The sequence below is a fragment of the Paenibacillus auburnensis genome, from assembly GCF_927798115.1.
GTDB classification, from domain to species: domain Bacteria; phylum Bacillota; class Bacilli; order Paenibacillales; family Paenibacillaceae; genus Paenibacillus_AQ; species Paenibacillus_AQ auburnensis.
In genome coordinates this window covers 165,432-180,630 of the sequence record NZ_CAKMMG010000005.1, presented here as the reverse complement: position 1 = coordinate 180,630, position 15,199 = coordinate 165,432, and the positions used below count along the sequence as shown (strand labels likewise).

Sequence of the window (15,199 nt, the reverse complement as noted above, 5' to 3'; positions counted from 1 at the left end):
TGGATGAGCTTGAAACAGCATAGACGAACATCTGCCCGCCGCTCGGGGCGGCGGGCTTCTCAAGCAGCGCGAAGAAACTCCCGGCCGCGGCCGCGGCCCGCGGCAGTACTGCCTGCCGTGAATCATCCGGAGCCTTATGTGTCGGTGATTATTCCGGCGATGAATGAAGCACGGACGATTGCCGCAGTCATTGCTGAAGCCAGAGGGGTTCATCCGCGCTGTGAGGTTATAGTGATTGTCAACGGCTCTGCCGATAATACGGCAGAAATTGCGTACAGCATGGGTGCGAAGGTCATCTCCTTCACACAGCCGCTCGGGCACGACGTAGGCCGAACTGTTGGAGCGGAAGCAGCCAGGGGTGAAATCCTGCTGTTTACTGACGGGGATCTGGTTATTCCCGCTGCGGATCTGCGCCCGTTCGTGGAAGCGGTCAGCGGCGGGGAGGATGTAGCTTTGAATAATTATTCCGGTCCGGTGCGACGCAGGCTGCCGCATCCCGTAGTGCTCTCCAAGTATGCACTCAATATTATGCTTGGACGGCCGGATCTGCAGGGATATTCCCTGACAGCGGTTCCCCATGCGCTCAGCCGGGCGGCGCTTACGGCTCTGGGGAGCGCTTCGCTGTCCAGACCGCCGCTGGCCTACGCCCGTGCCATACTGGATGGGCTGAAGGTGAAGGCGGTACACAAGGTACCTGTCGGCCGGATGAACGCTGTCCGCCGTAAGGCGGAAGGTAAAGATCCCTTGCAGGAGATTATCCTCAGGGATCACCTGGAGGCTGTCGCTCTGCTGCTTGAACGCAGGGGCAAACGGGCTGGATATGGCGATGCCGGACGGCGAAGGGAGATGGTGAGATGAAGGCCACCAGCACTAAGGCGGTAATCCGCCTGAATCAGAAACGGCGGAGTCCCGCCAGCACTTCCATCCGCCGGAACGCAGCCGGTACAGCACGATCAACCAGCCGCAAGCCTGCAGGCCGTCAGCCGCAGCGGCTGCTCAGGGGGCTTCGCGGATCGCTGTCAGTGATCATCTCGGCAAGGAATGAAGCACGTACCCTTCCGCCGCTGCTGAAGCAGGTAATGCGCCTGCATCCGCTGGAAATCATCGTTGTGCTTAACGGGTGCACTGACAACAGCTTTCAGCGCACCAGGTTGTGTCCGCAGGCGATGATCGTGCATTGTCCGGAAACGGCGGGGCATGATGTGGGGCGGGCGCTTGGTGCCAAGCTTAGCCGCGGGGATATCCTGCTGTTCTTGGATGGAGATATGGTTATACCGGCTCCGCTGCTGGCCGGGTTCGCTTCTGCTGTAGACGGTGGAGTGGATGTGGCGCTGAATGATCTGGATCATCTGCTGCCGCCATTTGGACTCAGTGATGATGTTACCCGCTGCAAGCTGTACCTGAATGCCGTTCTTGGCCGGAGCGATCTCGGAGTCAGCTCCATGACCGCGGTGCCCCATGCTTTGTCGCGGCGTGCGCTGGAAGTGATCGGCTACCGTGAACTGATGGTTCCGCCCAAAGCGCAGGCGATCTCGCTGATGAAGCAGCTGCGGGTGGAAAAGGCGGGGACAGTCAATGTGTTCAAGCAGAACCGGCTGCGGCAAGGCAATACAGGCGCAGGGAATAGGGTGGAGCAGCTGATTGCCGGTGATCATGCAGAAGCGCTGCTTGAGGTTCTTGCCCAGCGCCGGATGCATTCCGGTGAGAGTCTGCAGGAGCAGCGGCGCCAGCTGGCGGCCTGGAGGAATGGCATATGACGCTCACCAGCATTATTATTCCGACTTATAACGGGCGGCATCTGCTGCAGGCCTGTGTCGAATCGATCAGGCAGTACACAGATACGCCCTATGAAATTATTGTTGTCGACAATGCTTCGACCGACGGCACGGATGCTTACTGCCGCAATCAGCAGCTGATGTTTATTTCTCTTCCGGAGAACCGCGGCTTTCCGCTTGCCTGCAATATGGGGCTGCAGCTGGCCTCAGGCGATGAGCTCCTGCTGCTGAATAACGACGTGATCGTCTCGCATAACTGGCTCTCCAATTTGAAAGCCGCCCTGTATAGTTCGTCGGATATCGGCATCGTTGGCCCTGTGACGAATTATGCCAGCGGGCGGCAGAAGGTAAGGACTGCTTATACAGATATGCCCGGTTTTCATAGTGAGGCGTTGGCGGCGAATATCCGGAATCCTATGAAATGGATGGAAACGGTGCGGCTTGTAGGACTGTGCTTCTTGTTCAAACGAACGGTGCTTGATACCGTCGGCCTGCTCGATGAGCGGTATTCACCCGGCCATTACGAGGATGATGACTACTGCTATCGCGCCCGTCTGAAGGGTTTCAGGCTGCTGATTGCCGGCGATTGTCTGGTGCATCATGAAGGAAGCGCCAGCTTCAAGCAAGTGTATCCCACTGAGCTTCAGGAGCTGGTGGAGCGTAACCGTAAGCTTTTTATGAGTAAATGGCATTTGGATCCGGCACATTTCATCTGAAATGCTGACTCGAAGGCTAAAGACACAGATAAAAGGGAGGAAAGTAAGTGAAAGGAGTCATACTGGCGGGCGGAAAAGGAACCAGGCTTTATCCGCTGACCCGGCTTATGAACAAACATTTGCTTCCGGTCGGCAAATATCCTATGGTGTGTTACGGTATAGACCGGTTGCGCCGGGGCGGGATCACCGATATTCTCCTGGTTATCAGCAAGCAGTCTGCGGGGCAGTATACGGATTTTTTGGGCAGCGGTGCAGAATTCGGCGTATCTCTGACCTATAAAATCCAGGAAGAAGCAGGAGGGATTGCGGAAGCGCTGGAACTGGCGGAAGGATTCATTCTCCCGGGCGAACGGTTTGTCGTACTATTGGGTGACAATCTGTTTATGGATGATCTGGGCGCCTACATGGAGAAATATCAGGAGCAGCCACAAGGGACGGCAAAAGTATTGCTGAAGCCGGTGGAAGATGCACGGAGATACGGGGTTCCCGTATTCGACAGTGAGGATGCTTCCTTGATCGCCTACATCGAAGAAAAGCCGGAGCAGCCGAAGACCAAGTTCTGTGTAACCGGAATTTATATGTATGATGAAGCCGTTTTTGATATTATCCGCCGCATTGCCCCCTCGCGAAGAGGGGAGCTGGAAATTACCGATGTAAACAACATTTATGCCGGAGAGCGCAAGCTTACCTATGATGTGCTTAAGGAATGGTGGAGCGATGCCGGTACCTTCCAGTCGCTGCAGGAGGCCGGAGAAAAGCTGAAGAACACGCTGCCTTAGGGCGGCGTGTTTTTTTACTGCAACCCTTTTACGACGACTAATCTCCCCCGCTAGTGACCCTTACCCAAAATTTAGGTATACTGCGTATGTAGAGATTTAGTCTTACGTCTTTGGAACTACATAATTATTGGCTGCTACGGGAGGCATACATATGTTTAACAAGGATCTGTGTAAAGAAGCTCTCGGGAATCTGAGGGTGGAACAGTCCAGATATGAGTCGGAAAATAAGCGGCTCGCGGAAGCTGCAGAGCTGCTGCTGGACAAGCGCAGGGTGCTTAAGTCCATCGTTGATGAGTCCTGGGAGTTTGTTAATAATTTGCGGAATAAGCCCGCGGCTCTGGATACGGATCTAAAGGTCATCAAGATTGAATCCAAAAAGTTCTCTGGCCTGCTTCATACACTGGAAAATGAGATCAGCAGAGCCAATATTGCCTCCGGTGGAACAGCAGCAGCCACGGTGCCGGGATTAGCCGGGCCGGAAGGGCGGGCCAGTGGCGGAGGGACGATTCTGACCACCAGCTTACTGAAAAGCCGCAAGAATAGGAAGATCGCTGAGCAGGCGAGTACGGAAGCTGCTGCAATCCGCGCCCATCTTCGGGCGATAGAGGCAACCCGTAAGGAAATTCAGGAGATTACAGCACTAATCGTCTCCACTTCGGAGGGGCTACGCAGTACGCTGTTGCAATGCCGTACCTTCACCACCGATTACGCAGAGCTGCCGCCGGAAACAAAACAGCGGCTGGGTGCGATGGTTTATCAGGCGAAGGCCGGAGCACAACTGCTGAACCGGGTGGTTTGAGCGAATGCTTAGCGGCTGGGGGAATTAATGATTTTTGTATGGAATAAGATGGAATACCAGATGGCTTCCGGAATAGCCGGAAGTCATCTTTGCGTTTGCGGCCGGGCGATCCGCCACCAGAGAAGCTCTTCTGTTTCACGGTATTGCTCGGCTCCCAGATGTTTTAGCACTTTGTGGGATGCGAAATTATCCGGCTCCGTATCGGCGATGACCCAGCAGGCTTCAGGGTGGCTGAAGATCCATTCGTTCACACACTCCACCGCTTCTGTCGCATATCCTTGGCCCCGGTGACTCTCGTCTATGATGTAGCCGATGATAACCTCGCCCCGTTCATTGGGCTGTCCTTTCAGGATTAGGAATCCAATCACCTGCTGCTCCCCGCGGTGGATCACTGCCCAGCAAGTAAACCACAAATAATTGTCTTCATTCTGCAGCACTTTGGAATAGCGGACCTTCATCGCATATAGCATTTCTTCATCAAGTATAGAAGCTGCAAGCTTTAACCCAAGCGACTGTTCCAGTGCGGCCGCAGTATAGCGACCTACGCTTGCGGACAGCTCTGCGGCGGTTAAAGGCTGCAAATCCAAACGCTTGCCGGAAAGTATCATATATTCAAATTCCCCCGATCCATATAACTCTTACCGCCGGATGTCCAGCTGGAAAAAAGTTCAATTTCAGCATTCAGCATATTCCTGACCGCTATGACCTGTCAATATCTGCGCTGTACGATCCGGTCTGCAAGCATAGCGGTTCCTCGCACCGTCAGGGCTTCTGCCGCATATGCTGTAGCAGGGCGTTTGAGCAAAGGAGACATGAAGGTGCAGAATAAAATAACCAAGGTGCTGCAGCACATGGCCCATACGCACGAACAAATGGCGCGGATTCTTGACGCCGAACGCCACGTAGCCGTCCGTATGTCACAAATAGTCCATGATCTGCCGGATGCGGAGCCTGATTTCGGCGGATTCAGCGGACTGGTCGAAAGTCACGGTCAGGTCAACAAGAATATCATTGCCTATTTGAATGCTATTGCTGATCTGGAAGAAGCTATGGCCGAAGGGGTAGGCCGGGTAATCAAAGAATTAAGCGGTCAGGAAGAAGAGTAGCGCTTAAGCAGGCAGGAGGCGGAAAATGAGCAGAGAAAAGGCTTTTCTGCAAATGCTGGAGTCAACCGCTACGATCCAGTGGAACATCGCGATGATTCTCGAGGCCAAAGCGGTGGAAGCGGAAAAGGTAAAGCAGTGGACACAGCATCATATCCATGCTAGATCGTTCGACAGCCATGAAGAGCAGTTGAAGGAATCCCTCTCCATCCATGAGGTGATTGTGGAAATGGTAGAGGGGCTGACCAAGCTGGAAAATGGGCTGTACAGCAACTTAAAAGCAGTACTGGGCAGCGGTGAAGAGGAAAGCGGCGAAGGCTTCGGCGGCATGTCCGGTGACGGCTTCAATTTCGGGGACGACAGCAAATGAGCGGCGGGCTTCTCTCCGAACACGCCGTCAAGCTGGAGATGATCCGCTCCATCGCCCGCAGCCAGGCCGCACTCGCTGCGATTCTGGAGAGTATCGCCGAAATTACGGGGCAATCGGAGCTGACGGCCCGCAAGCTGAGTGACAATATCAGAATCCTAAGCCAATATCAAAGCGCCATGTGCCGGATGATGTCCGGTATTTCGCTGCATCAGCCCAAACGGGGAATTCCTGCTGCGCCATGGCTAAGCACGGCATGCGCAAACGGAACCTCCAAAGTACATGGAGTACAGGAGGAGTAGAAGGATGAAGAGAAAGAAAGCGATCAAGCGTTCAGGCAGGGCAGCCCGCAGACGAGTCCTGCTGTTGACCAGGAAGGCCAAAATCCGCAGAGGTGCCGGCCGTAAAACCCGTAAGCTCCGTTATGGCAAAACTACTAAGAGAGGACTTCTGCTGCGCAAGAAAAGAAGACTCCGCCGCCGGCTTGCCCGGAGAGTGCAGGTAGTGGTGCAGCCGCCGGTACAGGTCGTGCCGGTCATCGAGGCTCCGCCGGTACCGCAGGTAGTTCCGCTCCCCCCGGACCTGGGCGTCCCTCCGGAAACGCCGCCGGGAGACGCCTTTCAGCAGGGCTACACCGAAGCATACAACGTGGGATTCGACGCCGGTTTCGCCAAGGGCTTCGAGGACGGGCATAAGCTGGAGCTGGGCTGATAAGGCAGGAGGACAACGGTAAGAAGGGTGAGAAATAGTCTATAGAGGGAGCTTAGCCTGCGATTTCCCCTACTTCCTCTATAGGCTGCTAAGCTCCCCGCCTTCCTTTGTGCCTGCTAAACAAATAAGAGCCTTGCCGTGCTAAGATACCAGGCCCTCTATTGAATTTGCTCCCGGATATGATAGACTTCTCTAAAGAATCTTTGACGGGTTCAAAACTTTAGGCAGGAAAGCAGGGATACCATGAGCAATAACGAGATCCGCAAGGCACTGGCAGAGGAAACCGGGGAGATTATGGAGCTGATTGCCAAATGCGTACAAGCCATGCAGGCAGGCGGAAGTGACCAATGGGATGACAGCTATCCTAACCGGGAAGTCATCGCACAGGATATTGAACGGGGGACATTATACGCCTACATAGATAATGAAGCCATTGCCGGCATTATTGTGCTGGACGAGCATCCGAGTGAGCTCTATCAGAGCATTCAGTGGTCCCAGGAGCAGGGGCGGCATCTGATCATGCACCGGCTGGCGGTTCATCCCGAGGTGCAGGGCAAGGGCATTGCACGCAAGCTGATCGCTTTTTCCGAAGAGCATGCACGCAGGGAAGGCTACAGCAGCATCCGGCTGGATACCTATTCGAAGAATACCCGGGCGCTGGCTTTATATCCGAGTCTCGGCTATGAACGCAGGGGCGAAGTGTTTTTTCCGCACCGGGCAGTGAGTTTTCCCGTGTTTGAGAAGGTGCTGATTGTAGAAGGGGCATAGGATATGTACTGTTAACCGCTACAAAGATTGTGCTTCCCTCCGAATTCCGTTCATATAGGTTAAGATGGAATCTGTTGCACTTCCTGCAGCAGATTCCCTCAAAATCATGTGTAAAACTGAATCTACTGCACTTTATACAACAGAACTCGGTGAAAAAGGTGGTTTTGACCTGAATCCCGGAAATCTGATGTACAAAATACAATAGAAAGAGATTTACCGCAGATACTGAGCCAATCTATTGCAGTAAATACACTCATTCAAACCGTAGACTTATTTGAAGAGGGTGTATTTGGAAGTAAATGGGTAGATTATGTTAATAAACATTACATATTACTTGGATTTTGAGAAACAAAACGCATTTTTCTCTCATTTAACACCTAATTGATGTTAATAATATTGACATATAGTTTGTCTTTCGTTTATCATGGGGTTATTCAAGGGCAATTGAATAATCCTTTTTTTCGTATATCCTTAATAATTGGTTTAAGGGTCTCTACCGGGAACCGTAAATTTCTGGCTACGAAAATATGCTGCGGCATATTTTTGTAGCCTTTTTGTGTTATCTGCATGAAGCAAACTGTGAATTGAACGAGGGGGAATCGGGTTATGGCGAACATTCTGATCAAAAACGCAGAGATTATTACGATGAACAAACAGGAAGAGATCTTTCATGGAGATATTCGGATTAAAGACAGCCTGATTGTTGAAATCGGCAGCGGCCTTACGGCGCAGGGGGATGAACGGGTAATTGACGCGACGAACCGTACGGTCATTCCCGGCTTTGTACAGACGCACATCCATCTCTGCCAGACGCTCTTCCGCGGCAAAGGTGATGACTTAGAGCTGATGGACTGGCTGCGTAAACGGATCTGGCCGCTGGAGGCGGCGCATGATGAGGATTCGCTGTACTATTCCGCCATGCTGGGGATTGGAGAGCTGATCTCCAGCGGTACGACGACGATTGTTGATATGGAGACGGTCAACCATACGGATTTTGCGTTTCAAGCGATAGCCAAAAGCGGCATTCGCGCCCTCTCCGGCAAGGTGATGATGGATCAGAAGGGCGGCGATGTTCCAGAAGCGCTGCAGGAGGATACAGCGGCATCCCTTCAGGAGAGTGTGGATCTGCTGGAGAAATGGAACGGTTATGACAACGGGCGGATTCAGTACGCGTTCTCGCCGCGTTTTGTCATCTCCTGCACCGAGCCGCTGTTGAAGGAGGTGCGTGACCTGTCGGCGCGTTATAACGTCAAAGTACACACTCATGCCTCCGAGAACCAGGGGGAAATCGAAATCGTCCAGGCGATGACCGGCATGCGCAACGTTGTGTATCTGGATCACTTAGGGCTGGCGAATGAACGCCTGATTCTGGCACACTGCGTGTGGCTGGATGCGGAGGAGAAGCGGATTTTGCGGGACCGCGGAGTGCATGTCAGCCACTGCCCGGGCTCCAATCTGAAGCTGGCTTCAGGTATTGCGGATACGCCGGGTATGCTACATGACCACGTTCACCTCAGTCTGGGAGCTGACGGCGCGCCGTGCAACAATAACCTGGATATGTTCAACGAAATGCGGCTGGCGGCGATCATCCAGAAACCGCATCATGGCCCGACGACCATGGATGCACGCAGCGTGTTCCGGATGGCAACCATCGGCGGCGCCAAGGCAGTAGGTATGGAAGACAAGATCGGCAGCATCGAGGTAGGCAAAAAAGCCGACCTGGCCATCCTGAACCTCTACAACTTCCACACCTTCCCTTCCTATGATATCGACCCGATCTCCCGCATCGTCTATTCCGCCACCCGCGCGGATGTGGAGACGACGATTGTCGATGGTAAAATCCTGATGGATAAAGGACTGTTAAAGACCGTGGATAAAGACACCGTGCTGCAAGAGGCTAACCGCTCGATCAAACGGCTGCTGGTTCATTCGAAGATTAGCTAAAACATTATAGTGTATACGAATATATGAATGTACGAATTATGCCCACGATTAACGATTGTGTGGGCCTTTTTTCTGTGTTGACATAAAGATGGAATAACCTCACAATCGGAAAGATATGATTTTTGGGGTGGGAGGAATAGGGATTTTAGCGTATTTATTTTGAATAGAGATCAAGGGGTGCGAGCTTTCGCAGCCCTTATTTTTTTGGAATTGACACGTCCTCATATAATGTATATATTACATATATACACTAAATACAATTAACGTAAGGATGATGGTGCCGCAGCATGAACATATTGATTTCAAGTACATCGGGGGAGCCGATATATGCCCAGATTGTGGCCCAGATCCGTCAGCTGATTCTGCAGGGGGAGCTTGTATCGGGAACGCCTCTGCCCTCCATCCGCCAGCTGGCCAAGGAGCTGCAGATCAGTGTGATCACGACGAAGCGGGCTTACGAGGAACTGGAGCGGGAAGGGCTGATCAACTCCATCGTCGGCAAGGGTTCCTTTGTGTCCGGGGCGGATCAGGAATTTATCAAAGAGCAGCGTCTAAGGATGCTGGAGCTGAAGCTGAAGGAGATCATTGACGAGAGCAGAATGCTGGGTCTCAATTATGCTGAGCTTACAGATATGCTGAAGCTGCTATACGAGGAGGAACAGGAATGAGTGATTGCATCAGACTGGATCACCTGCACAAGAGCTATGGACATTTTCAGCTGCAGGATATCTCACTGGGTGTGAAGGAAGGGTATATTACCGGACTGATCGGCCCAAACGGGGCAGGCAAAACAACGCTGATCAAGATGATCATGGGCATGGTTCATCCCGACCAGGGAGAGATTCAGTTGTTTGGGCTGGATCACAAGGAGCATCTGCCGGCGAATAAAGACCGGATCGGCTACGTATCCGACGAGAATATATACTACGAGCAGCTTACGGTTAAGCAGATGAAAAAGGTGATTGCCCCGTTCTACAGCCGCTGGGATGAGGATACATACGGAAAATATCAGGAGCTGTTCAAGCTGTCCCCGGGCAAGAAGATCAAAGATCTGTCCAAGGGGATGAAAGTTAAGTTTTCACTGGCAATAGCTTTGTCGCATGGGGCAGATTTGCTCATTATGGACGAACCTACTTCAGGGCTTGATCCGGTGTTCCGCAGAGAGCTGCTGGATTTGCTTACGGAGCATATTCAGGACGAGCGGAAGTCGATTATTTTCTCAACGCATAACACAACAGATCTGGACCGGATTGCCGATTATATTGTGTTCATTAACGACGGGCGGATCGTGTTCCATGAGATGAAGGAGGCGCTGGCCGAGAAATATCTGCTGGTCAAAGGCGGTAAGGAACTGCTCGACCGCGACGTCCGCCGCTTATTTCTCGGTATCCGGGAGAGTGCGCACGGCTTCGAGGGGTTGATCCAGAACCGGAGTGAGGGAGAGCGTTACTTAAAGGAAACGGCTATTTGCGAGACGCCCAGCTTGGAGGAAATTATGTATTTTTCGGTAAAAGGAAGTGATATACGTGTATAATTCCCTGTATCTGATCCGTAAAGACCTCATCCTCGTGCAAAAGTTTATGCTGCTGCTTATCCCGTATTACCTGGTTATGGGCTATACGAATTTTGACGGCTATACACTGTTCGCCCTGTTCCCTGCCATGATTCTGCTTATCAATTCCTGTACACTCGACGTGCAGCAGAATAATCAAAAATTTCTGATCAGCCTTCCGGTTCCCAGACAGCAGCTGGTGCTGGCCAAATATTTGGCAATTCTGCCTTACGGACTGGTCAGCTTGGTATGTACGATGCTGCTATACCTGGTCGCGTTCCTGTCCGGCCGGACAACCGGCCCTCTTGCCTGGAGAGAGCTTGCCCTATGCCTTGCCGCTTTTCCGCTGCTTGCATCATTCTACCTCCCTCTCTATTATTGGCTGGGCCGGAAGGGGACGCAGGTGGTCAATTTTGTCTTCATCATGCTGATTATGCTTAGTGTTAGCGCGGCTTCTAAGCTGGTAGAGTGGTTGCCTGGCCTGTCGCATTGGGTGAGTACAGGCAAGACGGACAGCATTCTGCTTCCGGTTATTGCGGGTCTCGGCTATGTGCTGGTTCTGTTCTGCTCCTATCTGATTTCGCTGCGTGTGTTTGCTGCCAAGGATATCTAAGAATTATTTATGAGCCCTCGAAATGATCTCCGGAGATACGGAGGTCATTTTTTTCTGTTATATTGGCTCTAACTGGCTCTAAGACCAAACCATAAAATAGAAAATAAAGGGAACCTTTTGCCTGATAACGGGGTCGTATAAAGTGAGGTGGTGCAATTGGACCTGGAGCTGAATAAGTGGGCTGAACGGGAAAAACGGGATGAACGGGATACGCCGGATGAGCTGAAGGATGCCGAGACCATGAATGAAGATCAGCTGCGGCAGGTAATGGGCCTGTACGGAAATGATATCTGGAACTATATCTACTATCTGACCAAAAATGCCGGGCAGGCGGATGACCTCACGCAGGAAGTATTCGTGAAATGCTTTTACCGGATTGGCACGTATAAGGGAACTTCCAGCTTGAAAGCCTGGCTGTTTACGATCGCACGCAACACGGTTTTCTCGTACCGGAAATCACGGTTTTTCCGCACAAGCCTGTGGGGCGGCGGGATTCAGAGCCTTACGCCTGTGTACGAGGAGCGGCAAGGGGCAGAAGCTGGACAGCATGGCACCTTGGTGGAACAAAAGCTTGGCACTTCGCGTTCGGCGGAGATGGAATATCTGGGTAACCAGCAGACGAGGGACATCTGGGACATCATCATGAAGCTGCCGGAGAAGCTGCGCGAGGTGCTGGTGCTTGACCTGAAGGCAGAGCTGTCGGTTAATGAAATCGCCGGTCTGACCGGGCTGCCTCCGGGAACCGTCAAGTCAAGGCTGCACCGTGCGCGGCATAAAGTCCAGGACAAACTAAGGGGGATGAAGTGATGGAGGAGCATGAGCCGCAGTGGTATGAACAGGCACGCAAAGGGCCGTTCCAGGAGCCGAAATTTACGGATTCCTCTGCTGAAAAGGTGATCCGGCGTGTACAGCAGGGCAGGCCGGGCCAAGCCAAAGCCGGATACAGGTTCCGGGGCTTGCTGGCAGCAGCTGCCGTTGTCCTGGTGCTGGCAGGAGCCGGAGCGCTGTACTTGAACAGTATGCCCGCAAAAGAGGGAACCTCAGCAGGCATTACCCGGCCGGCAGAGGATAATCCTGTGCTTACCGATGAAGCGCTAAAAAAGAATGCGGAGCAGCTGATGCAAAAGCAGCTTGGCAAGAAGCTTCCTTTTGAAAAGATGGTGCGGGAGGGAAATAAGGACTACGTACAGCTCGTTTACAGAGAGAGCGAACAATCGGACTCCTACGCATTTTTCCAAATTAGCAAGGAAACGGGGGAAGTTACTATGTACAGCATGTGTGCTTCGTATGGGCCGGGAGAAATCGGCAGCAAGCTGATCGATGATGCCCGGCAAAAATTGCAGGAGCTCGGGTATAAGCGGGAATTTCAGGCTACGGGATTAACGCGTTACGCCGTATATGGACGTACGGCCAATAAGACTGTTGAGATTCAGAATGTTGTGCATGCAGAAGATGCGGACATTAACTTTACAAACGGAGCATATGTCCGGGCAGGCTTCGATATGGACCAGAACGAGGTTAGTGAGGAATTAAAGGAAGCCGGATTACAGGCGATCAGGCTGCTTAGAAGCGGCGGGGAAGAGGCGTTGACCAAAGTCCTCCGTTTCACCATAGAAGGCGCAGGCGATGAAATTACTCTGATCTATGGCACGGCTGCAGGTTCACCCATATCTGTTACTTTGGATTATGCTACGAATGCTGTCCTGGATGCGTCCGATTATTCTCTGAACGTTATTCCATCTACCGATCCTGAGAAGCTTGCTGAGTATGACAGGCAGCTGCTGGAGATGGATAATGCCAAGCTGCAGAGCGCAGCCGCTGCTATCGCCGATAAGCTGTACGGTATCCGGCTGGAGGATTATATGCTGGACAAGAACGGACCAAGGCCGGGGGTCATTACCTTTGAGAGCCGCGGGGAGGCGCCGGCCATTGAAGCCTCCTATAATCTGGATGGTGTAATGTACAGCTTCAGTGTGAAGCGGGAGAGTAATACGCTGTTATATTAATGAAGAAAAATTAGCAGCAATACATGAGACGTACGCCAATACCGGGCGGCGTCTCTTTTTGATTAACAAAACAAGTATTGCTATACTAGAGAAATCTGATATTTTACAGAAAAGTGGAAGTTATTTTACAGAAAAATACGGAATAGAAGTAAGAGGGGATAAGATGAACGAGAAAAAAGCCAAGCTGCTGCCGGTGCAGTTCTATATTGTAGCCGGATTCATCTGGCTGAAGCTGCTGCTGTTGAGAGGACTGTTTTTTGACCGGATCGCCTGGGAGTGGATTGCCGCCGATCTGGCACCGGTGCTGCTGATTATGGGGATTCTGACCGTTATTCTTCCGCGGCGCATGAAGACGGGTGCTTATTGGATCTTCAATACGATCTTATCGCTGCTGCTGTTCGCAGCCAGTGTGTATTTCAATCATTTCGGTTCGGTTCCGACCTATCTGGCCTTCTATGAGTTGAATCAGGTCTTTCAGGTTAAAGAGAGTGTGGAATCAACGATTCAAGCCATTGATTACCTGTTCTTCGCTGATCTTGTGGTGATGATGCTGTATGCACTGATCCGCAGATGGCAACGGGGGCCGGTGAACCCGGTCCGCAGCTATACCGCCGGCCGGGCGACAAGAGCCCAGCTGATTGTCATTCTGGTGGCGATTCTGGGCGGCGCCTCCTTGTCAGCCTACTCCGTTCATGCAGCGCGCAGCATTACGAACGAGCTGGTACAGGCGGAGAGCGCCGGGTTCCTGAATTATGAAGTGGTTGCGGCGATTAAGGCGCAGGAGGATAATGGCTTAATCGGCACGGGCGATATTAAGGAAACGATTGCCAAGGTAGAGCAGCTGGAGGCTGGCTACCCGTACAGTGATCAGCCTGCCGGTACAATGCCGGAGTATTTCGGTTCGCAAAAGGGCAAAAATGTAATCGTGATTCAAATGGAGGCCTTCCAGAACTTCCCGTTGCATCAATCGCTTGACGGGCAGGAGCTGACACCGGTGCTGAACAGCCTGGCCGGAGAAGGCTTTTATTTTCCTCATGTATACCAGCAGATTGGTCCGGGTAATACTTCCGATGCCGAATTTATGAGCAATACTTCGATCTATCCGATCGGCACGCTGGCCATGTCCACCGGCTTTGGAGACCGGGAGCTGCCGAGCCTGCCGCGGCTTTTGCGGGATAAAGGCTATGAGGCCTACACGTTTCATGTGAATAAGGTTGGCTTCTGGAACCGCAATGAGCTGTATCCGGCACTGGGCTTTAACGGCTATTATGATAAAGGTTCCTTCAAAAATGATCATTTCAACGCCTTCGGCGCCTCGGACGAGCAGCTATATATCACCGCTGTTGAGAAGCTCGCGGAGCTGAAGCAGAAAGGCACGCCATTCTATGCCCAGCTGGTGACGGCCTCCAGCCATCACCCGTTCAAGATTCCGGATAACTACAAAAGAATTACACTGCCGGATAATCTGCAGGATACGATGCTTGGCGATTATCTGACGGCGATTAACTATACGGACTATGCTGTCGGCACTCTGATTGACGGGCTGAAGCAACAGGGACTATGGGATAACACGGTACTTGTGCTGTATGGCGACCATTTCGGGCTGCAGCCGCAGGATGTGCCGCCTGAGCAGGTGGAGGAAGCACTCGGTACGCCGTATGATTCCCGGATCAGCCGCTTCAATATCCCGCTGATCGTGCATGTGCCGGGCATGACCCAGGGGCAGACGGTGGAACGCACCGGAGGCCAGCTGGACATTCTCCCGACAGTGGCTAATCTGCTGGGTGTCTCGCTCAAGGATGAAGGGTTTACAGCATTCGGGCATGATCTGCTGAATATCGGCCGCAATGTCGTGGGCATGCGCTATTATTTGCCTACGGGTTCCTTTTTTAATGATGAGATTATGTTCGTTCCGGGCAAAGGATTCGCTGACGGTACAGCCGTTTCGCTGGATACGCTCCAGCCGGTAGCAGATTTCAGCCCATATGAGGATGACTACAACTATATTCTGCAGCTGATGGGTCTGTCCGATGAATACGTGAAGCTGCTGCCGCAGCGCTAGGGGG

At 52.4% G+C, this 15,199-nt stretch carries 18 protein-coding genes and 1 riboswitch; of the genes, 17 read left to right on the top strand and 1 reads right to left on the bottom strand.

What is annotated here, in order from left to right; genetic code table 11:
- Nucleotides 1-3 precede the first annotated feature (3 nt).
- The 5 genes from L6H70_RS18205 to L6H70_RS18185 all read left to right on the top strand — a co-directional run bounded on the left by L6H70_RS18205 (nt 4) and on the right by L6H70_RS18185 (nt 4,069).
- Nucleotides 4-858 (top strand): glycosyltransferase family 2 protein, encoded by an 855-nt coding sequence (locus L6H70_RS18205; RefSeq protein WP_236335419.1) that lies wholly within the window; start codon nt 4-6, stop codon nt 856-858.
- On the top strand, nt 855-1,757 hold the full coding sequence (locus L6H70_RS18200) for a glycosyltransferase family 2 protein (protein WP_236335416.1): 903 nt from the start codon (nt 855-857) through the stop codon (nt 1,755-1,757). The genes L6H70_RS18205 and L6H70_RS18200 overlap by 4 nt, the downstream gene beginning before the upstream one ends.
- A complete protein-coding gene (locus L6H70_RS18195; RefSeq protein WP_236335414.1) occupies nt 1,754-2,491 on the top strand; it encodes a glycosyltransferase family 2 protein in 738 nt (245 codons plus the stop codon). Before L6H70_RS18200 ends, L6H70_RS18195 begins: the two co-directional genes overlap by 4 nt.
- Nucleotides 2,492-2,538: 47 nt before the next feature.
- Complete coding sequence (locus tag L6H70_RS18190) at nt 2,539-3,270, top strand: sugar phosphate nucleotidyltransferase (RefSeq protein ID WP_054942856.1); 732 nt, start codon at nt 2,539-2,541, stop codon at nt 3,268-3,270.
- A gap of 151 nt (nt 3,271-3,421) precedes the next feature.
- Complete coding sequence (locus L6H70_RS18185; RefSeq protein WP_236335412.1) at nt 3,422-4,069, top strand: hypothetical protein; 648 nt, start codon at nt 3,422-3,424, stop codon at nt 4,067-4,069.
- An 83-nt stretch (nt 4,070-4,152) separates the two neighbouring features.
- Here the strand turns inward: L6H70_RS18185 and L6H70_RS18180 are convergent, their stop codons facing one another.
- The gene (locus L6H70_RS18180) at nt 4,153-4,677 is read right to left on the bottom strand and encodes a GNAT family N-acetyltransferase (RefSeq protein WP_236335408.1); all 525 of its coding nucleotides are present in this window, start codon (nt 4,675-4,677) and stop codon (nt 4,153-4,155) included.
- Between the two features lie 210 nt (nt 4,678-4,887).
- Here L6H70_RS18180 and L6H70_RS18175 point away from each other — a divergent pair, with 210 nt between their 5' ends.
- From L6H70_RS18175 to L6H70_RS18120, 12 genes are all read left to right on the top strand, one after another.
- Entirely contained in the window at nt 4,888-5,175 is a 288-nt protein-coding gene (locus tag L6H70_RS18175) for a hypothetical protein (RefSeq protein WP_054942853.1), read from the top strand.
- 25 nt (nt 5,176-5,200) lie between these two features.
- Nucleotides 5,201-5,542: an alpha-helical endospore appendage domain-containing protein gene (locus L6H70_RS18170; protein WP_236335406.1), complete on the top strand. Its 342-nt coding sequence runs from the start codon at nt 5,201-5,203 to the stop codon at nt 5,540-5,542.
- Nucleotides 5,539-5,841, top strand: coding sequence for a hypothetical protein (locus L6H70_RS18165; protein WP_054942851.1), 303 nt, complete (start codon nt 5,539-5,541; stop codon nt 5,839-5,841). Before L6H70_RS18170 ends, L6H70_RS18165 begins: the two co-directional genes overlap by 4 nt.
- 4 nt (nt 5,842-5,845) lie before the next feature.
- Nucleotides 5,846-6,250 carry a hypothetical protein gene (locus L6H70_RS18160; RefSeq protein ID WP_236335405.1) on the top strand — a complete coding sequence of 135 codons (405 nt, stop codon included), beginning with the start codon at nt 5,846-5,848 and terminating at the stop codon, nt 6,248-6,250.
- A 243-nt stretch (nt 6,251-6,493) separates the two neighbouring features.
- The gene (locus L6H70_RS18155; protein ID WP_236335404.1) at nt 6,494-7,018 is read left to right on the top strand and encodes a GNAT family N-acetyltransferase; all 525 of its coding nucleotides are present in this window, start codon (nt 6,494-6,496) and stop codon (nt 7,016-7,018) included.
- A gap of 441 nt (nt 7,019-7,459) precedes the next feature.
- Nucleotides 7,460-7,558: riboswitch (purine riboswitch) on the top strand.
- A 66-nt stretch (nt 7,559-7,624) separates the two neighbouring features.
- Entirely contained in the window at nt 7,625-8,962 is a 1,338-nt protein-coding gene (locus tag L6H70_RS18150) for a 5'-deoxyadenosine deaminase (RefSeq protein WP_206101820.1), read from the top strand.
- Nucleotides 8,963-9,249: 287 nt separating this feature from the next.
- The gene (locus L6H70_RS18145) at nt 9,250-9,630 is read left to right on the top strand and encodes a GntR family transcriptional regulator (RefSeq protein ID WP_206101818.1); all 381 of its coding nucleotides are present in this window, start codon (nt 9,250-9,252) and stop codon (nt 9,628-9,630) included.
- The gene (locus L6H70_RS18140; RefSeq protein ID WP_236335403.1) at nt 9,627-10,496 is read left to right on the top strand and encodes an ABC transporter ATP-binding protein; all 870 of its coding nucleotides are present in this window, start codon (nt 9,627-9,629) and stop codon (nt 10,494-10,496) included. The genes L6H70_RS18145 and L6H70_RS18140 overlap by 4 nt, the downstream gene beginning before the upstream one ends.
- Entirely contained in the window at nt 10,489-11,127 is a 639-nt protein-coding gene (locus L6H70_RS18135) for an ABC-2 transporter permease (protein WP_236335402.1), read from the top strand. Before L6H70_RS18140 ends, L6H70_RS18135 begins: the two co-directional genes overlap by 8 nt.
- 147 nt (nt 11,128-11,274) lie before the next feature.
- A complete protein-coding gene (locus L6H70_RS18130) occupies nt 11,275-11,934 on the top strand; it encodes an RNA polymerase sigma factor (protein WP_341482752.1) in 660 nt (219 codons plus the stop codon).
- On the top strand, nt 11,934-13,133 hold the full coding sequence (locus L6H70_RS18125) for a hypothetical protein (protein WP_236335401.1): 1,200 nt from the start codon (nt 11,934-11,936) through the stop codon (nt 13,131-13,133). The genes L6H70_RS18130 and L6H70_RS18125 overlap by 1 nt, the downstream gene beginning before the upstream one ends.
- A 163-nt stretch (nt 13,134-13,296) precedes the next feature.
- Nucleotides 13,297-15,195: an LTA synthase family protein gene (locus L6H70_RS18120; RefSeq protein ID WP_236335400.1), complete on the top strand. Its 1,899-nt coding sequence runs from the start codon at nt 13,297-13,299 to the stop codon at nt 15,193-15,195.
- Nucleotides 15,196-15,199 lie beyond the last annotated feature (4 nt).